Source organism: Salipaludibacillus keqinensis (assembly GCF_003226325.1).
Lineage (GTDB): Bacteria > Bacillota > Bacilli > Bacillales > Salisediminibacteriaceae > Salipaludibacillus > Salipaludibacillus keqinensis.
Window position 1 is genome coordinate 813,094 of sequence record NZ_PDOD01000001.1, and the last position, 17,849, is coordinate 830,942.

15 protein-coding genes and 1 riboswitch are annotated in these 17,849 nt (G+C 43.5%); of the genes, 12 read left to right on the plus strand and 3 right to left on the minus strand.

From position 1 onward, the window contains the following. Positions 1 to 201: 201 nt before the first annotated feature. From CR194_RS04200 to allB, 3 genes are read right to left on the minus strand one after another with little or no spacing between them, the layout of a single operon-like run. Entirely contained in the window at positions 202 to 1,068 is an 867-nt protein-coding gene (locus CR194_RS04200; RefSeq protein WP_110608373.1) for a fumarylacetoacetate hydrolase family protein, read from the minus strand. Next, entirely contained in the window at positions 1,065 to 2,246 is a 1,182-nt protein-coding gene (locus CR194_RS04205) for an amidase (protein WP_110608374.1), read from the minus strand. Before CR194_RS04205 ends, CR194_RS04200 begins: the two co-directional genes overlap by 4 nt. Positions 2,247 to 2,278: 32 nt before the next feature. Then, on the minus strand, positions 2,279 to 3,655 hold the full coding sequence (allB, locus tag CR194_RS04210; protein WP_110608375.1) for an allantoinase AllB: 1,377 nt from the start codon (positions 3,653 to 3,655) through the stop codon (positions 2,279 to 2,281). A 220-nt stretch (positions 3,656 to 3,875) separates the two neighbouring features. Between allB and CR194_RS04215 the strand changes: the two genes are divergently transcribed. From CR194_RS04215 to CR194_RS04270, 12 genes are all read left to right on the plus strand, one after another. Continuing rightward, a complete protein-coding gene (locus tag CR194_RS04215; RefSeq protein ID WP_110608376.1) occupies positions 3,876 to 5,522 on the plus strand; it encodes a PucR family transcriptional regulator in 1,647 nt (548 codons plus the stop codon). 186 nt (positions 5,523 to 5,708) lie between these two features. Next, on the plus strand, positions 5,709 to 6,599 hold the full coding sequence (locus CR194_RS04220; RefSeq protein ID WP_110608377.1) for an FAD binding domain-containing protein: 891 nt from the start codon (positions 5,709 to 5,711) through the stop codon (positions 6,597 to 6,599). Next, complete coding sequence (pucD, locus tag CR194_RS04225) at positions 6,586 to 8,898, plus strand: xanthine dehydrogenase subunit D (RefSeq protein WP_110608378.1); 2,313 nt, start codon at positions 6,586 to 6,588, stop codon at positions 8,896 to 8,898. Before CR194_RS04220 ends, pucD begins: the two co-directional genes overlap by 14 nt. Beyond that, positions 8,895 to 9,392, plus strand: a complete 498-nt coding sequence (locus CR194_RS04230; protein ID WP_110608379.1) for a 2Fe-2S iron-sulfur cluster-binding protein — start codon at positions 8,895 to 8,897, stop codon at positions 9,390 to 9,392. Before pucD ends, CR194_RS04230 begins: the two co-directional genes overlap by 4 nt. A 96-nt stretch (positions 9,393 to 9,488) precedes the next feature. Further along, the gene (locus CR194_RS04235) at positions 9,489 to 10,565 is read left to right on the plus strand and encodes an XdhC family protein (protein ID WP_110608380.1); all 1,077 of its coding nucleotides are present in this window, start codon (positions 9,489 to 9,491) and stop codon (positions 10,563 to 10,565) included. A gap of 45 nt (positions 10,566 to 10,610) precedes the next feature. Next, positions 10,611 to 11,228, plus strand: a complete 618-nt coding sequence (locus CR194_RS04240; protein WP_110608381.1) for a nucleotidyltransferase family protein — start codon at positions 10,611 to 10,613, stop codon at positions 11,226 to 11,228. Between the two features lie 38 nt (positions 11,229 to 11,266). Then, positions 11,267 to 11,366, plus strand: a riboswitch (purine riboswitch). A 677-nt stretch (positions 11,367 to 12,043) separates the two neighbouring features. Beyond that, entirely contained in the window at positions 12,044 to 13,381 is a 1,338-nt protein-coding gene (locus CR194_RS04245; protein WP_110608382.1) for a 5'-deoxyadenosine deaminase, read from the plus strand. Between the two features lie 477 nt (positions 13,382 to 13,858). Further along, the gene (uraD, locus tag CR194_RS04250) at positions 13,859 to 14,377 is read left to right on the plus strand and encodes a 2-oxo-4-hydroxy-4-carboxy-5-ureidoimidazoline decarboxylase (RefSeq protein WP_110608383.1); all 519 of its coding nucleotides are present in this window, start codon (positions 13,859 to 13,861) and stop codon (positions 14,375 to 14,377) included. 30 nt (positions 14,378 to 14,407) lie between these two features. Then, on the plus strand, positions 14,408 to 15,385 hold the full coding sequence (gene pucL / locus CR194_RS04255; protein WP_233254219.1) for a factor-independent urate hydroxylase: 978 nt from the start codon (positions 14,408 to 14,410) through the stop codon (positions 15,383 to 15,385). A gap of 1 nt (position 15,386) precedes the next feature. Then, positions 15,387 to 15,749 (plus strand): hydroxyisourate hydrolase, encoded by a 363-nt coding sequence (gene uraH, locus CR194_RS04260; protein ID WP_110608384.1) that lies wholly within the window; start codon positions 15,387 to 15,389, stop codon positions 15,747 to 15,749. 45 nt (positions 15,750 to 15,794) lie between these two features. Further along, a complete protein-coding gene (locus tag CR194_RS04265; RefSeq protein WP_110608385.1) occupies positions 15,795 to 17,045 on the plus strand; it encodes an amidohydrolase family protein in 1,251 nt (416 codons plus the stop codon). Positions 17,046 to 17,071: 26 nt separating this feature from the next. Next, complete coding sequence (locus CR194_RS04270; protein ID WP_110608386.1) at positions 17,072 to 17,842, plus strand: ABC transporter ATP-binding protein; 771 nt, start codon at positions 17,072 to 17,074, stop codon at positions 17,840 to 17,842. Positions 17,843 to 17,849 lie beyond the last annotated feature (7 nt).

Genomic DNA, 17,849 nt, shown 5'->3' on the forward strand with positions numbered 1-17,849 from the left:
AAATTCATAGTTTGCATGAAAAAAGCTCACAAATGAACTGCCGGGCTATCAGGCAGTATTCAATGAGCTTCTCAAATTCTCCACGCCAACTATTAACTTAATTACTAAATATATAGAAAATTTAGAATTTTGTCAAGAATTATTACAGTGCCTGACCCCCGATGGAGTAATGCGTTAATGGAATGGGGGGTCGGCACTTTTTTATCCTTGCACAACCGAATTCTTCAAACTCTCGAATCCATCTACGCGGCATTCCAGTTGATCACCGTTTCTTAGGACGGTAGGGCCGGGTGTACCGGTAAGGATAACATCTCCAGGAAGCAATGTTGTTGCATTGGAAATGTGAGCGACAATTTCAGAGAGAGAGTAAATCAGATGTGATGTTGAGTTTTCGTGTATGACTTCTTCGTTCTGAACGGTTGCGATCGTTAGGTTTGAAAGGTCGTCAATCTCGTCCAGAGAAACGACTTGAGGTCCGTAACTGAAAAAAGAATCGAAGCTTTTGGCTCTGGCAAGGTATCTCGGATTGGCAGCGTGAATGTCAGCTTCTGTCATATCGATGCCCGTTGTGAGGCCAGCAATGACCTCCGGGACATCGGCCACGGAAACATTTTTACAACGTTTTCCTATAATCATAACAATTTCACCTTCGCCCGTCGTCTTCTTTGAGAACGAAGGAAGAACGATGTTTTCCTCCAGACCAATGATCGTGCTAGTCGGTTTCAAAAAGGTAACCGGATCTTTCCCTTTTTGCTCTGCCTTTTGTGATAAATCGGTTACATAATTAAATCCGATTCCCCATATGGTGCCAGGGGTTCTCATAGGTGGAGCGTAGCTCACTTGCTCAAAAGGGATAGACGGCATCGTTTCGAGACTTGTCTGCCCACCTTCTTTCCACCAAGTCGTAATATCTTTCCATTGATCTTCTCGAAGCATCGTAAATAGATCCACCGCCCATTGTTTGTTTTCTAACTCATTGATTGTATGAATGGGAACAAGCCCCTTTGATGTTTCGATGGCAGCGATCTCTTTTTCTGTTTTTGGATCGTGTATCATAGCTAATTTCATCGTTTCTCTCCTTTAAATGTTAGATCGTCTACCCATTTTAATAATGACAAGTCTTGGCCTGGACCTGCGATGATCGATAAGCCAACCGGCAAGCCACTCTCTTCTTTTAAAGGGATTGTCAGTTGAGGTAATCCTGCTAAGCCGGCGATGCAAGACAGTTGAAGTGTCCGTTTTCGCCGTTCTTCCACAACTTCGTCTGGTAGGTTAAGCTTTGGAGCGACACCAGGGACTGTTGGAATGATCAATAAACCGTCGTCTTGCAACAAGTCAAGTAAGTGCTGTTTCACCCGTTTGCGAAGTTCGATCTGGGGTTCTACTTCACTTGAAGTGATTTGGCTTGCCATCTGAAATCGATCCTTAATACCCGGGCCAAAACGAGGTTTAGTAGCCTTTACCCAGGTTCCATGAGTGTCCCAAATTTCCTTCCCTTGTATGAGTCTGAATGCATTGGCCCAGACATCCAAACCCTCTTCGGAAACAGCAATCCAGTCTAGTTTGCCCATCTCTATTTCTAGTTTTGAAAGAAACGGGCTTAAGGCCTGTTGCGTGTCTTCATCAGCCAAGGACCATGCCTCTTGACTGACCATCACTCGCGAAAATCCAGTCTGCTTGGTTGTTTTACCCAGAAGGACTTCGCCAACGTCGTGTAACGTCCTCGAATTTCTTGCCATCCAGCCGACCGTATCAAAGGAGGGGGCTAGTGGAATAACCTGATCGATAGGAACATGATCGTGTGTGGGGCGAAATCCATAGAGTCCGCAGTATGCGGCTGGGATGCGCACGGATCCCCCTGTATCTGTTCCTAGAGAGAAATCTGTTATTTCTGCTGCGACAGAAACAGCGGAACCACTGGAGGAACCTCCTGGAATTCGCGTTGGATCAGTTGGATTTATCGGCGTGCCATAGTGAGCATTTTCTCCTTGAAGACTGTACATCAGTTCATCAGTGATGGTGGTTCCTGAAAGTTTTCCCCCGTTTAAAAGCAAGGAAGTGATCGCAGGGGCGGTTTGTTCAGCCGCCTCATGAGTTTCGTACCAATCAGGATTTCCTGCTGTATTTTTAATCCCCTTTAGGTGAAAGACATCTTTCACAGTGAAGGTGAGGCCGGATAACGGTCCTTCCTCGATCGGTTCTTTGACTACATTGAAATCTGAAAAAGCGTGAAATGTATTTGACATATGTGAAACCTCCTAAAGAATAAATTGAACGGTTATAGGTGATCAAATGAGCGGGAGTGTTCGGCGCAAATATCTCTACCGACAAAGGGACCGATCATGCCGAATGGACGATCAAAAACAACTTCTCCGTGGACGATCGTATGAGAAATCCTTCCTTCTATTTGTTTACCCACATAGGGAGAATAATTGTGGCGGAAAAGAATATCTTGTTTTTCGATCAAGGTTACTTGAGCGGGCTCATAGATAGCGAAATGAGCTTCCATCCCCACTTTGATTTCTCCCTGGGTTTGAAGAGGAGGAAACCTCTTAGAAATATTCGATGTGAGAAGAGGGAGGACATTCGATAGCGATAATCCTCGTTTTTTTGCTTCGCTTAAAAAAGCGGTCGTGCCAAACTGAACGCTTTGAATTCCTCCCCATGAATCACGAATATCTTTAACGCCTGCAAGTTTCATAGAAGGTGGACAAGGAGAATGATCTGAGCTAATGAAATCGATTTGTCCAGCTCCAATACGATCCCACAGTCCTTCCACACTTTCTGAATCTCTTACTGGGGGAGCGCATTTTAATAACGGTCCTTCACGAATGAAATCCTCTTCGTTGAAAAGCAAGTAGTGTGGACAGGTTTCCAATGTCGCGTCGACCCCTGATTTTTTTGCAGTTTGAATGATATCTACAACGTCAGGGTGGCTAACGTGAACAATATGTACCTTCGTTCCATATTTAGCCGCTGCTTCCATAGCTAGCTTTACCGCATCCATTTCCGCCTTCACCGGTCTGCTATCTAAAAATGATCGTGGAGATTGTTTTTGCAAATAGCTAGATCGGGAAAGTGTTTCTTCCCATTCTGCGTGAAGGGCTAACAGACTATTAGACTGGGCACAGAACTTCATCGCTTGGAAGAGGGCGGATCGATTGAGGCGTTTAAAATCATCGATGCCACTGTCTGACATGAACCCTTTAAATCCAACCACACCGCAATCGATCATCGCTTCCAGTTCCTTTTCATGATCAACCACATCGGCAGTCATCCCTGCCCAAAGACCGTAATTCGTATAAGAGCGACCTTGCAAAGCTTGTTTTTTCTTGTTTAGCACGGTGGAAGTGTTCGCAGACGGGTGACTGTTCAGCGGCATATCGAATACGGTGGTGATCCCACCTGCCGCAGCGCCAGAACTACCAGTAGGGAATCCTTCCCAATCTGCTCTCCCGGGATCATTGAAATGCACATGAGGGTCAATAAACCCTGGTAGGACCATCGCTCCTTTAACATCCAATAAAACCGGATGGTCTCTTTCAGCATGATGAGGGTCTTCAATAGATTGTATGATGCCATTTTCTATGACAATCTCTTTCGGTAGAAATTGTTCTCCGTCAAAAACTTGACCGTTGATCAAACGTTTTCTCATGACTGTCTCCCCTTACTTCTTTGATTCATGCCAATGTTCTTTATCATTTAGACGATATATCTAACTATCTAGGCGAAAAACCAATGATCCTATGATTTATTTTGGATGATAACGCTAAAAAATGTAATTTCTTTGTAAAGTTTTTTAACAGGTTTCTTTTTATTCTGACTATTTAACTATATGGTTAGTAAGAGATGTTAGGTAATGGAGGTGGCAAATCATGAAACTTGAAACCCTTTTGGAGAAATCCATTTTCAACGGAGCGGCAGTCATTTCTGGTCATGAAGGATTAAAAAGGGACGTGCAGTCTGTCAATATGATGGATGCCCCCGATATCATAGATTTTTTAAAGGAAAACCAACTTCTTTTGACAACAGCCTATTCGATCAAAAATCGCCCAGAAGCTTTATTGGAGCTTGTGGAGAAGATGGCAAAGCAAGGGTGTGCAGGATTAGGATTGAAAATACAGCGATTTTTAAAAGTGATTCCAGCGGATGTGATCGCTTTAGCTAACGAGCTAGATTTTCCAATTATCGAACTTCCCGTCGAGCCCTCGTTAGGAGAGGTCGTCAATGAATCTTTGAAACTGATTCTAGAGGAACGGACCGAGGAGCTTCATTATGCGTTGGATATTCACAGGAAATTTTCAGATATTATCATTTCTGGAAAGGGGCTTTATGAGGTCATTGACCGGTTAGCGAAAGTAATCCAATCGCCAGTTGTATTAATGAATCACCGGCTAGAGACGATTGCAGCCTCGAAAAAGTATGGCGAAGATTTTTATTATGAGATTGCCTATCAAATCAATGAAGAGTTGAAAGTTCGGGACATTACCTCACAGGAGAAGCTGCTATTAAAGATTCAATTTCCTCATATAAAAGAGAGACAGATGGCCACGGTGTTTCCAGTACAAACGAATGTTTATCAGAAAGGGTATTTGATTGTTTTTAAAGAGATTCCTGAAGAAACCTCCGCGAGTGTCCTAGCAATAGAACAAGCAGCAAATGTCACCTCTTTCGAATTGATGAAAATTCACGCGGTCGAGCAAAATGCCCGAATTCTTAAAAATGAATTTCTTACTGACTTTGTTGAGGGCAACTATTCATCTGAAAAAGACATTGCTAAGCGCGGCAAATTCTACAACTTAAAAAGCAACCATCATTATATATGTATCTCCAGTAAATTGGATAAGGACGAAGATCTTTATAGCGGGTTATTGGACATATCAGAATCTCATATGCAAATGTACAAAGATTCTATTTATGAACAAATGGAGGTCTGGCTTCGTTATTACTTCAAGAATCACATTATTTTTACGAAAGGTGACCTCTATATCATTTTAGTTGGGACAGAAGGGTTTACGGAAGATCCTGAACAGCAAGTCATGGAGAAAATAAAAAAAGTTCAAGGGGAGATTCACGAAAACTTGTTCATATCGATGTCGTTTGGGATCGGAAACATTGCCGAACAACTCCTTCATGTCCCGAACTCATACCAGGAGTCGTTAGATGCTTTAAGGTCCGGGTTCCGGTCGAGAAAGAAGCAGTTTGTACAAAACTGTAATACAAAAGGAGTAACGGAATTACTTCGGACGGTCGCTCCGCAAAAATTAAGGGATTTTTATGTATCTTCATTAAAATCACTCGCCGAATCTGATCGCAAAGATGAGCAAGACTTGATTGAAACATTGTCGGTGTACATCGAGAAGAACTGTCAGATCGCTGACACGGCAAAAGAACTGTTCGTTCACCGAAATACCGTCATTTACCGAATAAGAAAATGTGAAGAACGATTAAATGTCGATTTAAAAAAGGCAGAGGATATTCATAAATTACGAACGGCCTTACTCATAAGGGCGATCATTTAACTAACAACTATGTTTTGAACAAGCCATTTTTCGAGAAAATGAACGGCTAGTTTACGTGATTATTTTAGTTAGTGATTTTATAGCAAATGCCTAAATCGTTCCATTTCTTTTAGTTACTTCAAACAATGACATGGATTCCTCTACGCTTTACACTGACGAAAATAAGCATAGAGAGGAGATCAAGTCATGATAACCAACGAAAAAGTGTGGAGACCTGATAATTTACATGATGCATGGATCCTCTCGTCGAAACTTTCTGATCAATGTTGTTTTGTATCTGGTGGAACGTGGCTTCGGACCCAATGGGAGGCAGGAACGAAGGAAATGGCTCCACATCTGATCAGTCTTGATAAGGTTCCTGAAGTGAAAGAAGATATAAGCTTGAAAGGTCAACTAGGCCAAGAGGAAGTCGTCATCGGAGCGTCTACGACTCTTGCTGAAATGATCACCAACCCCACACTAAATGAAAAAGCGCCAGTTTTAGTCAAAGCATGTAAGAACATTGCTGGACCTTCCATTCGTAATCAAGGAACGATTGGGGGCAATATTCTTTCATGTGTGGGCGATGCGATTCCTGCCCTTATCGTGTTGAATGCTAAATTGATGTGGTTTAATGGGGACGAACTTGTATATCAATCGATCGAGGAGTGGTTGTTGAATCAAGATGAGGTTCGTGACATTTTAGTTTCTATTCATATTCCAACTGATAAAAGTAAAGGTGAACATTACGAGTTTGCGTTTTATACGAAAGTCGGTCGAAGAGAAAGTTTCATTCCGTCGCTCGTAACGGTCGCAGGTACAGGGTGTTATAGAAAAGGAGAAGGCATATTTTCTCACGTGAGTTTGTCTGTCGGTGGAGGAAATGTCGTACCAATCAGATTGCCGAATACTGAAGTGAAAATAATTAACAACGAATATTCTAGTGAATTATTATATAACGTACTTAGACAAGTTCAACAAGACTACAAGCCTATAGACGACGCTTTCGGGTCAGCAGCGTATAAACGAAAAGTCGCCGGCAATCTCATTGTAAGTGAATTATATCGAATTGGAGGGAGCAACCATGCACTTGAATGAGCAAACGAACAGTCGTCCGTGGCGGATTCGACCAGATGGACAAGCAAAAGTGACGGGGGAGCTCCGCTATTTAACGGATATGACGTCCCCAGGAAAACTGATTGGAAGAGTTCTAAGAAGCGGCGTGCCGCATGCTAGGCTTCTTTCTGTAGATACGTCAAAAGCAAAGGAACTTCCCGGTGTCGTCAGCGTGTTGACGTCTAAGGATGTTCCAGGTTTAAACGGCTTTGGCATTGCCGAACCCAATCAGCCGGTGTTTTGCGAAGACCTCATCCGCTATGAAGGAGATGCGATTGCAGCTGTAGCGGCTGAAACGAATGAGATTGCCGAGAGAGCATTGGAGCTCATTGAGTTCGAGTATGAGGAACTGCCCGTGCTGGATACCCCAGAAAAAGCGCTAAGCTCTGATGCGCCCTTGTTACACGCAGAGGGAAATATATTGCACGAGACGAGTTATTCAAAAGGTGATGTTCAAAAAGCCTTTAATCTTTGCCACGCGATTGTGGAAGAGACCTATGAAACACCGCGGCAAATGCACGCGTTCATGGAAACCGAGGGTGGGATCTTTGTCCCTGAGAAACATGGGAAGTTAACGGTGTACTCCCCTACTCAGCACGGGTACAAGGACCAAATGCAGTTAGCACGCATATTAGGCATTCCCGCTGATGACATCCGTGTCGTATCCAGTCCCATTGGCGGATCGTTCGGTGGAAAAGATGAACTGAATGTTCAACCGTTCGGTGCCTTGCTCGCCCTGAGCTCAGGAAAACCGGTCAAAATGCACTATTCAAGGAAAGAATCAGTCATCGCAGGGCTAAAGCGACACCCAATGAAGGTGAGAATGAAGTCCGGTGTGAATCAAAAAGGAAAACTAATCGCCCATCAAGTGGAGATCATCTCAGATACGGGAGCCTATGCAACGCTCGGGGGTCCTGTGTTAAATTTCGCCACGGAGCATGCCATAGGCTGCTATATAATCCCGCATATTGAGCTGAAAGGGAAAGCGGTCTACACAAATAATGGGATTTCAGGGGAGTTTCGTGGGTTTGGTGGAAATCAAGTTATTTTTGCCTTAGAAGGTCAAATGGATCGCTTAGCAGAAAAAATCAACGTAGATCCGTGGGAACTGAGAAGTCGGAATCTTCGGACGCTTCATGATCTTGGACCATTGGGGCAAAGAGTCTTGCCGAATGATGGACCAAGCCAAGTATGGGAAGCCATTCAAGAAACCCCTTTATATAAAAAAACTGAGCATCCCCCTTCAGTTGATGAGCCCTGGATCGTAACAGGAAAAGGAATGTCCTTGGCTATGCATGGTTCCGGGTTAGGTTACGGGATTCCTGATCCGGCAGGTGGTCAAATCAGACTGAATGAACAAGGCAAAATTGAAGTGGCTTTTGGACACGAAGAATTTGGCCAAGGATTGTTAGGTACGTTAGAGATTATGCTTCTTGACCACTTTAACTGTGACGTGGAAGATCTGGAAATCATTATTGGAGATACGGCTCTTGTTCCTCCTTCGGGTTCTTCTACCGCGTCTCGAACGACGAACATGGTCTGGAGAGCTTTACAAAATATGAAGCGACCTTTTCTAGATAAATTATTTTTTAAGGTGAATGAGCTTACAGGGGAGCCTGTGGAGCAATTGCAGACTGGGAAAAACGGGATCTGGAAAGAAGCTAAACAGGGCGAGGGAAGAGAATTCGTCCTCACCTTTCAAGAGCTTGCTGCCAGTTGCACGGAACCTTTGAAGTGTTCAACGGAATTTGATTTTCCTGTAACTCCTGATCCCGTCATAGGGGGCCATTACTTGTATGGGTCTACTTCGGTGATTGCGGAAGTAGAAGTGAACATGTTGACAGGCATGATTCGCGTCACGGGGATTGATCACGTAGTGGCAGCTGGAGAAGTAGTGAACCCTCTAGGTTATTTAGGACAAATTGAAGGTGGAAGCATTATGGCCCTTGGTTTTACGATCATCGAAGACGCCCTCATGGAAAATGGGAACTATGTGACGAAGAATTTTGATACGTATTTAGTACCTACGATCGCAGATGTTCCGGAAATTCAACATGTAGAAGCTGTGGAAGAGCTGCCTGAAGGGGATGTACACGGACCGAGGGGTGTGGGTGAAATAGGTTCTGTTGCCTTAGCGCCAGCGATTGTTTCTGCCATCAAACAAGCCACAGGAAAATGGGTCACCAAATTACCAGTAAATCCAGAAACAATTTTGAACGTATGGGACGAACCTTTCCCGATGGATAAAGAGGAAAGAAAAAAGGGGAGGGAGCGCGTATGAGTGGAACAAAAACAGAGCTTAGCTCGGTAGAAACAAGACATCCATCCTTTGTCTTCTCACTGAATGGCGTAGAAACGAAAATACAGACAGCTTCATCGCGAAGACTCGTTGATCTATTAAGAACAGATCTCGATTTGCCAGGCACAAAAATTGGCTGTGAAATCGGGCGATGCGGAGCTTGCATGGTCTTAATTGACGGAAAACCATCCAATTCCTGCCTGACAATGGCCTATCAATGCGAAGGAAAAGATGTGGAAACGATTGAAGGAATGAACGGGGAAAGCTTGGATCCTGTGCAAAAACTCTTTCTTGAAGAGGGCGCATTACAGTGCGGCTATTGCACACCTGGCATGGTCATGTCCCTAAAAGGATTGCTAAAGGAAAAAGAAAAACCGACCTACGAGGAAATGAAAGAAAGCATATCCGGGAACATTTGCCGCTGTACAGGATACGGAGGCATCAATCGCGTGTTAAGGAAACTTAGTGAGGGTTAGAGGGATTAGCGGTTGTGTTCTGAAAACAAACTTTCGAAGTGAAGTGGTGGGTTTCATTAGCAGGAAAATAGATTTACTTGAGGGGGTAAGAATTCGATGAAAGAGATGCATCAATATCTATATACGATGAGAAAGCATCCAGAACAACGATTTGTCCTTGCCACTGTCATACGAGTTGATGGGTCTGCTTATCGACATGTTGGGGCCAAAATGCTTTTTTCAGAAACGGGTGAAGAGTATGGCATGGTCAGTGGAGGCTGTGTGGAAGAGGATTTATCCTTTCGAGTGAAAGAAGTGTTAAACTCCAACGTTCCTCAAACGATTTCTTATGATTTAAGAAGTGAGGATGATCTAGGATGGGGACAAGGTGCCGGCTGCAATGGAAAGGTTTACGTGTATTTAGAACGGATGCAATGGACAGAAGAAACGAAAAAAGCCGGTTGGGAACGAGTGTTTAAAGAACTAGAAGAAGGTCATAGCGTTGTGACGATCAAAGCGGTCGATGGAATAGAGAAAGGATCGGTCTATTTTTTTCAAGAGAACGGGAAGGCGCTATTAGAGCCTCCATTCTTGTTCGGGGGAGAGGAAGCGAGTGGGGAAATGTTCAAACATTTCCAAAAGACAGGGGAGGCATTTACTTCATTTGAATGGGGTCCAGAAAACTCGACCTATATTGCTGAAGTGTTTGATCCGGTGGATACACTCTACCTTTTCGGGGCAGGTCGGGATGTGGAGCCCCTCGTGAAAAAGCTTGCCGAGTATCACTTTTCAACGATTGTGATTGACCCTAGACAAAGCCGTTGTACGAAAGAGAACTTTCCTAGTGCTAGTGAATGGATATGTGAGCACCCGGAGAAATTTTTGCAAGAGAAGGCATTAAAAAATAACAGTTATGTGTTAATTATGACTCACAGCTTTGAAAGAGATCGATTTATCATGCGCAATCTTTTGCCAAAAAAAGAAGAATTAGCTTATTTAGGCGTTCTTGGTCCGAAACGAAGAACCGTGAAACTCCTTGATGGGGCGGCGGTTCCTAAATGGGTCTCTTCCCCCATCGGGTTGGATATCCATGCAGAAGGAGCGGAAGAAATAAGCATCAGTATTCTAGCGGAACTTATTGCCACTCGGAATAAGAGAAAGTTCGTAAAAGGCGATCAGCTCGCCGTTATTTAACAGAAAGACGTACGAAGTGTAGAGAACAGAAATGAGTGACTAACGATGACAAAAAATTCAGTGGGGGCTTTGATATTAGCTGCGGGAACGTCTTCTCGGATGGGAACGCCTAAGCAGCTGTTAAAGCTCAATCATTCTTCCCTTTTAGAATGGACGATTCGTCACGTTCTAGCCTATCCATTTGAAGACGTACTCGTTGTGACTGGTCATGAGGAGGAAGGAGTGAAATCCCATGTGGGTGTCACTTCATCTAGATTGAGATGGATCACGAACGAAGACTATGACAAAGGACAAGGGACTTCCTTTGCTTTGGGGATGAAAAATCTTATGAATCGAACATCTACTGTGATGGTGTTTCTTGGAGATCAGCCTTTTATTCAGAAGAGAACCATTTCTGCCATTCATAGTAAAGCGATTAAATACAACCAAGGACAAGACCCTTTCGTGTTGCGGCCCTTTTACAAAGAAACACCAGGGCATCCAGTAGTATGGGGGAACATCGATGCTTTGCCATTATCAAAAATCACGGATCAAGGGGGACGCCAGCTGATGAAGTCCGTTGTCCAACATTCGTGTGAAATCGAAGACCCCTTGATTACCATCGATATTGATACTCCGGCAGATTATGAAAAAGCAAAAAGGATGTCCCATTATCTCACGTAGTTGTTGAAGAAGTCATTGATTTCCATTTACTATAGGAACAATGAAATAAGCCATTTTTTCGTATAACCTCAATAATACGGTTTGAGGGTTTCTATTAGGTACCGCAAATTCCTAACTACGAAGAAGGTGCAGTGCGCCTTCTTCGTAGTTTTTTATGTTTTATGAAGGTGAACGTCGTTAACATGAGAGATTGGCGACGAATAGAGAGAGTGGAAAGAGTGAACGTCGTTAACAAGAGAGATTAGCGACGACCAAAGAGAGAGCGTGAAGGTGAACGTCGCTAACATGAGAGATTGGCGACGTTCAGAAGGAGAGGCAGCGCTGAACGTCGCTAACATGAGAGATTAGCGACGTTCAGAAGGAGAGGCAGCGCTGAACGTCGGCAACATGAGAGATTAGCGACGTTCAGAAGGAGAGGCAACGCTAAACGTCGTTAACATGAGAGATTAGCGACGTTCAGAAGGAGAGGCAGCGCTGAACGTCGGCAACATGAGAGATTAGCGACGTTCAGAAGGAGAGGCAGCGCTGAACGTCGCTAACATGAGAGATTAGCGACGTTCAGAAGGAGAGGCAACGCTAAACGTCGGCAACATGAGAGATTAGCGACGTTCAGAAGGAGAGGCAGCGCTGAACGTCTCTAACATGAGAGATTAGCGACGTTCAGAAGGAGAGGCAACGCTAAACGTCGGCAACATGAGAGATTAGCGACGTTCAGAAGGAGAGGCAGAGCTGAACGTCGCTAACATGAGAGGTTGGCGACGAACAGAGAGAGCGAGAAAGGTGAACGTAGTTAACATGAGAGAGGAGTAGATCATATGACAACGATATTGATAAAAAATGCTGAAATTATTACGATGAATGCGCAAGATGATCAGTTTATCGGTGACATTTATATTGAGAGAGATACGATCAAAGATATGGGAACTCATCTGCACTATCCAGAGGCGGAAAAAGTTATTGATGCGACAAATCGCGTCGTGACGCCTGGATTTATTCAAACGCATATTCACCTTTGCCAGACGATTTTTCGAGGAAAAGGAGATGATTTGGAACTGATGGATTGGTTGAAAAAGCGAATATGGCCGTTAGAGGCTGCTCATGACGAAGAATCAATTTATTATTCGGCCCTTCTCGGTCTAGGCGAGTTAATTCAAAGCGGCACCACATCGATTGTCGATATGGAAACCGTCCACCATACGGACTTTGCGTTTCAAGCAATTGAACAAACGGGCATGAGGGCGTTATCTGGAAAGGTGATGATGGACAAAGGAAACGAAGTACCAAAGAGGCTCCAAGAAGAAACGACCGAGTCCATTCAGCAAAGTGTGGATTTGATGGAGAAATGGCATCGAAAAGGGGGAGGAAGAATCAACTACGCCTTCTCGCCAAGATTTGTCGTTTCCTGTACAGAGGAACTATTAAGAGAAGTAAGCGCATTGTCAGAAAAACATCAAGTCCACGTTCACACTCACGCTTCGGAAAACAAAGGGGAAATTGAGATAGTAGAAAGAGAGACTGGAATGAGAAACGTAGAATATTTGGATCACCTCGGTCTAGCAAATGAGCGGTTAATCCTCGCGCACTGCGTCTGGTTAAATGAAGCTGAAAAACGGATCATTCAACAAAAACGAGTCAATGTCACCCATTGTCCAGGATCCAACATGAAACTTGCCTCAGGGTTTGCGGAAATACCAAGTTTATTGGATGCTCACGTCTGCGTTAGTCTTGGAGCTGATGGTGCGCCGTGCAATAATAATTTGGATATGTTAAACGAAATGAGAATGGCTGCTCTTATTCACAAGCCTCAATACGGACCGACTGCGATGGACGCCAAGACCGTATTTAGAATGGCGACGATTGATGGAGCGAAAGCAATGGGGATGGAAAACGAGATCGGAAGTTTAGAAGTCGGCAAAAAGGCGGATCTCATCATTTTAAATTTAAACGATTTTCATATATATCCTTCCTATGATGTAGATACCATTTCTCGCATCGTCTACTCAACGACACGGGCCGATGTGGAGACGACCATCATTCACGGAAAGATTATCATGGAAAACAGAGTGATGAAAACAGTCGATAAACAACTCGTCCTAAAAGAAGCAGATAAATCGATTCGACGTCTGATTCATCGAATACCAAATATCTCCTAATGGAGGAAAAAGGAGGAGCGAAACAAAGGTGACTAGACCTATTCGCTCCTTTCAAGGTTAAAAAACAAATTCAGCAGGGGAGTTTAGGGACGTCTCATCCAGGTGCCTTAAGGAAGTTTCAATAGATGGGACCTTCTCAAAAATCGTTTTTCGTACTTCCATGTTCAGGTAAAATCGACTTGCTCAGTAGGAAAAGAAGAACAGTCAGATAATCTTACGGGTGCTGTTGTTAAAAAACCTCTCGCAAGCTTCGCACCAATGGAAACGCTTTAATTTCTTAGTGCTTCCTTCTTTCCACTTTTATCCTTTTGACCATGGTTCTTTCGAGGCTTGAACGGAATCACAAATTTTAGCAGTTTGTTAGTTTTTCTATACAAAGAATTTGTAGATTTTTAGTAATCATGTACAATGACCGTCGGCTATTTCCTATATAAGATGTGAGTATCAAAGAATTGAAGAAAGAAGGTGCAGCCAAACATGTATTCCTTGCAAGATGTCAATGACTTAACGAAACCTGAATTCACCGCAACGATCGGCGCTGTGTTCGAGCATTCACCTTGGGTCGCTCAACACTCTTGGAAGCACCACCCTTTTGTCAGTGTTGAAGAAATGCATGACAAGATGGTCCATGAAATGATGATAGCAGAGACTACTTTACAATTATCACTATTAAGAGCCCACCCTGATCTTGGAACGAAGCTATCTATCTCAGACGCCTCAAAGCAAGAACAAGAAGGCGCTGGATTAAGCCAATTAACTGCCCAAGAATACAATAAATTTTCAGAATTAAATAAAAACTATACAGAGAAATTCGGCTTTCCGTTTATTATGGCCGTGAAAGGACAATCGAAAGAAAACATTCTGGCACAAATGCAAAAAAGGTACTCTCATTCGTATGACAGTGAAATGGAAACAGCTTTACAAGAAGTAAGTAAAATCGCAAAGTTCAGATTAGATGATCTAGTGATGGACCATGCACCTTCAAATCTAGCATAACAAATTAACTTATGGATAGGACGTGAGAACATGGAGTCGAAAATGGCAAACAAACCAGCAACAGCAAAGCGAACGATGTATTACGGAAAAGGGGATGTGTTCGTTTATCGTACGTATGCGAAACCCCTTGAAGGAATCAAGAACATACCGGAATCCAGCTTCAGTTGCAGAAGTAATATCATTCTAGGGATGGACATCCAAGTTTCATTGAAAGGAGAGGCTTTCCTTTCTTCCTTTACAGAAGGAGATAATTCGTTGATCGTCGCAACAGACTCAATGAAAAACTTTATCCTATACCATGCTGGGGAGTACGAAGGGGCAACCATGGAGGGATTCCTCGCTTTTGTTAGTGAAAAGTTTCTAAATAAGTATTCTCACATTCAGGCGATTGAAATGTCAGGACGTCAGTTCCCATTCAAGGAAATTACGTTAGAAACGGAAAGTGGAAGCGAAGGAAGTAACAAAGTTTTTAAAGAAGGCATTCTTGAAAAGCCGACCGCCACGATGGAATTGGAACGGGGAGACGCCGAGTACAACGTGGCATCCCAACAAAGTGGAATCGAAGAGTTGCATTTAGTAAAAGTAAAAGGAAGTTCGTTTCACGGCTACATTAAAGATGAGTTTACCACTTTACCAGAAACGTATGATCGGCCGTTGTTTATTTATTTAAACATTTATTGGAAATATCATGTTGAAGGAGACGGCTATGGTGACGATCCAACAAAATATGTTTGTGCAGAACAAGTGAAAGACATAGCCCAAACCATTTTTCATCAAGTAGATTCTCCCTCGATTCAAAAGTTAATTTATGAAATAGGCAAGCGAATTCTCACAAGGTTTCCGCAATTAAAAGAGGTCTCTTTCGAATCGAATAATCGAACATGGGAGACGATCCTAGACGAGATTCCAAGTTCAGGAGAAGGAAAAGTCTTTACCGATCCCCGTCCCCCTTATGGCTTTCAAGGGTTTAGTGTCACTCCAGAAGACTTGGAACGAGAGGAAGACTAATATGACTGGGAAACTGACAACTCACGTGTTAGATACAAGCATCGGTCAACCAGCTGAAGGGCTGCGAATCGAATTGTGGAAGTTCAATGGGATCACAGGGGACTACGAGAAACTTCGTGAGGAACGGACCAATTCAGATGGGCGACTGGACGAGCCGTTATTAGATGAAGAGATGATGGATACGGGGCGCTATGAATTGTTGTTTCACGTTGCAGCCTATTTTCATGAGATGGGCGTTGAACAAGATGAACCACCGTTCTTGAATGTGGTACCAGTGAGCTTCGGCATCTCGAATAAGCATAAACATTTTCATGTTCCTTTGTTGATTGCTCCTGGTGGATACAGTACATACAGAGGGAGTTGATCAAGCTGCATATCCGAACCACTTACCTACTATGGAGGCATGAGCATGAATGATCTACTAGTAAAAAATGTGCGCGCAATTGAAGAAGGGAAGCCCTTTAATGTCACGTGCGCGAACGGGAGAATAGAGGAACTTGGTTCTAGTGATTCACCAGCTACACAAGTGATTGATGCAGACGGCATGGTGATTGTGCCGCCTTTTGTTGAGACGCACATCCATTTAGATACAGCCCTCACCTTTGGAAAAATAGAGAACCACTCTGGAACATTATTAGAAGGCATTCAATTGTGGAACGAGTATCAGCAATCCATGACAGAAGAGGATGTGATCGATCGGGCGAAAAAAGTGATCTATGAAATGGCATCAAAGGGAGTTCTTCATTTCAGAGTCATGGTGGATGTCTCTTCACCTGAACTTACAGGATTAAAGGCCTTGGTAAAAGTGAAAGAAGAAGTTTCTAACATAGCAGAACTTCAACTAATCGCTTTTCCGCAAAATGGGTTGATGTCTTCTGAAAGGGGAGTGGATCTGCTTAAACAAGCCTTCTCTTATGGGGTGGACGGCGTTAGTGCTGTGCCCCACTTAGAACATACGAGAGAGAAGGGCTTGGAATCACTCAACCTATGTTTTGAGTTAGCTGAGCAACATCAAACGTTTGTCCATATTTTCTGTGACGAAACGGATGACCCTGATTCTAAATTTATCGAAACGGTGGCATCTTTGGCTATTGATACGGGCCTACACGACAGAGTCACAGTGAGCCATGCCAATGCGATGAACTATTATCAAGAAGCTTACGTATCGAAGCTCTTGAATACGATCGCCCAGTCAAAAATGAATGTCGTCACCTGCCCCTTAATTAATTCGGTCATGCAGGGGAAGCAAGCTCCCTATCCAAAAGGGAGAGGGATTACTCGAGTAAAAGACTTACATGCCAAAGGAATCAACGTGGCGTGTGCCCATGATGATTTTATGAGTCCCTTCTATCCCTTAGGCAACGGGTCGATGCTCACGGCGGTGCATATGCTGCTACATCTCGCCCATATGACAGGAACGAAGGACTTTCAAGTTGGATTGAATATGATTACCTATCATGCGGCAAAGGTGTTGGGACTCAAGAAATACGGCTTGAATACGGGTGATCACGCAAATTTCCTTCTCTTTGAAGCAACGAATACCCACGATTTGATTAGAAGAGGTGTGTCGCCTCGATATGTCATTCGAAACGGCCAGCTTTTAGCGGAAACCGTTCCAGAGAAAACAAAGATGTTTCACGAGCGTTATTGCTCTACTTAAAATCCAAGTGTAATGAGGTGATCGGCATGACTGTAAAGACGAAAAATGTGTTAGTGAATATGAGTGGTTTAAGTAAAATTTTCCCTAATGGAACAACGGCAGTAAAAGATGTCAATCTTGAAATTAAGGAAGGAGAATTCATTTGTTTTGTCGGTCCATCAGGATGCGGGAAATCAACCATCTTTAAGATGATTACTGGTCTAGAAGATCATACGAATGGGGAGTTAGAAATCTTCGGACATTCTCCTGATGAAGCGAGAAAACAAAACGAAGTGGCTTTTGTGTTCCAAGATCATACACTCCTACCTTGGAAAAACGTGAGAGACAATGTGGCATTGCCATTGCAGTTAAAGGGCGTGTCTAAAAAGGAACGGTATGCAGAAGCAGAACGAGTGTTGGAATTAGTTGGCTTGGCTCATACGACCACCATGCTTCCAAGGGAATTGTCAGGTGGCATGAAAATGAGAGTATCCATTGCTAGAGCGCTTGTGACACGACCGAGGTTACTCTTAATGGATGAACCTTTTGGAGCGTTGGATGAAATTACAAGACAATCTTTGCAAGAAGAATTATTGAATATTTGGCAAAAGGACAGCAGCATGACCGTCCTATTTATTACGCATAACGTCTTTGAAGCTGTTTATTTATCCTCTAAGGTCGCCGTTATGACACCTGGTCCAGGGAAAATCTCGTCGAATATAGAAGTGCCGTACGCATATCCAAGAGGGGATCAATTTAGAACAACACCGGAGTTTGGTGAATTAGTCGGGGACGTATCCAAAGTGTTAGATCATTAGAAGGGAG

Coding starts and splice junctions, on each gene's coding strand:
- CR194_RS04270 (WP_110608386.1), top strand. CDS start 17,072: ATGACTGTAAAGACGAAAAATGTGTTAGTGAATATGAGTGGTTTAAGT.
- uraH (WP_110608384.1), top strand. CDS start 15,387: ATGACTGGGAAACTGACAACTCACGTGTTAGATACAAGCATCGGTCAA.
- CR194_RS04200 (WP_110608373.1), bottom strand. CDS start 1,068: ATGAAATTAGCTATGATACACGATCCAAAAACAGAAAAAGAGATCGCT.
- uraD (WP_110608383.1), top strand. CDS start 13,859: ATGTATTCCTTGCAAGATGTCAATGACTTAACGAAACCTGAATTCACC.
- CR194_RS04245 (WP_110608382.1), top strand. CDS start 12,044: ATGACAACGATATTGATAAAAAATGCTGAAATTATTACGATGAATGCG.
- CR194_RS04235 (WP_110608380.1), top strand. CDS start 9,489: ATGAAAGAGATGCATCAATATCTATATACGATGAGAAAGCATCCAGAA.
- pucD (WP_110608378.1), top strand. CDS start 6,586: ATGCACTTGAATGAGCAAACGAACAGTCGTCCGTGGCGGATTCGACCA.
- CR194_RS04205 (WP_110608374.1), bottom strand. CDS start 2,246: ATGTCAAATACATTTCACGCTTTTTCAGATTTCAATGTAGTCAAAGAA.
- CR194_RS04215 (WP_110608376.1), top strand. CDS start 3,876: ATGAAACTTGAAACCCTTTTGGAGAAATCCATTTTCAACGGAGCGGCA.
- CR194_RS04265 (WP_110608385.1), top strand. CDS start 15,795: ATGAATGATCTACTAGTAAAAAATGTGCGCGCAATTGAAGAAGGGAAG.
- allB (WP_110608375.1), bottom strand. CDS start 3,655: ATGAGAAAACGTTTGATCAACGGTCAAGTTTTTGACGGAGAACAATTT.
- pucL (WP_233254219.1), top strand. CDS start 14,408: ATGGAGTCGAAAATGGCAAACAAACCAGCAACAGCAAAGCGAACGATG.
- CR194_RS04240 (WP_110608381.1), top strand. CDS start 10,611: ATGACAAAAAATTCAGTGGGGGCTTTGATATTAGCTGCGGGAACGTCT.
- CR194_RS04220 (WP_110608377.1), top strand. CDS start 5,709: ATGATAACCAACGAAAAAGTGTGGAGACCTGATAATTTACATGATGCA.
- CR194_RS04230 (WP_110608379.1), top strand. CDS start 8,895: ATGAGTGGAACAAAAACAGAGCTTAGCTCGGTAGAAACAAGACATCCA.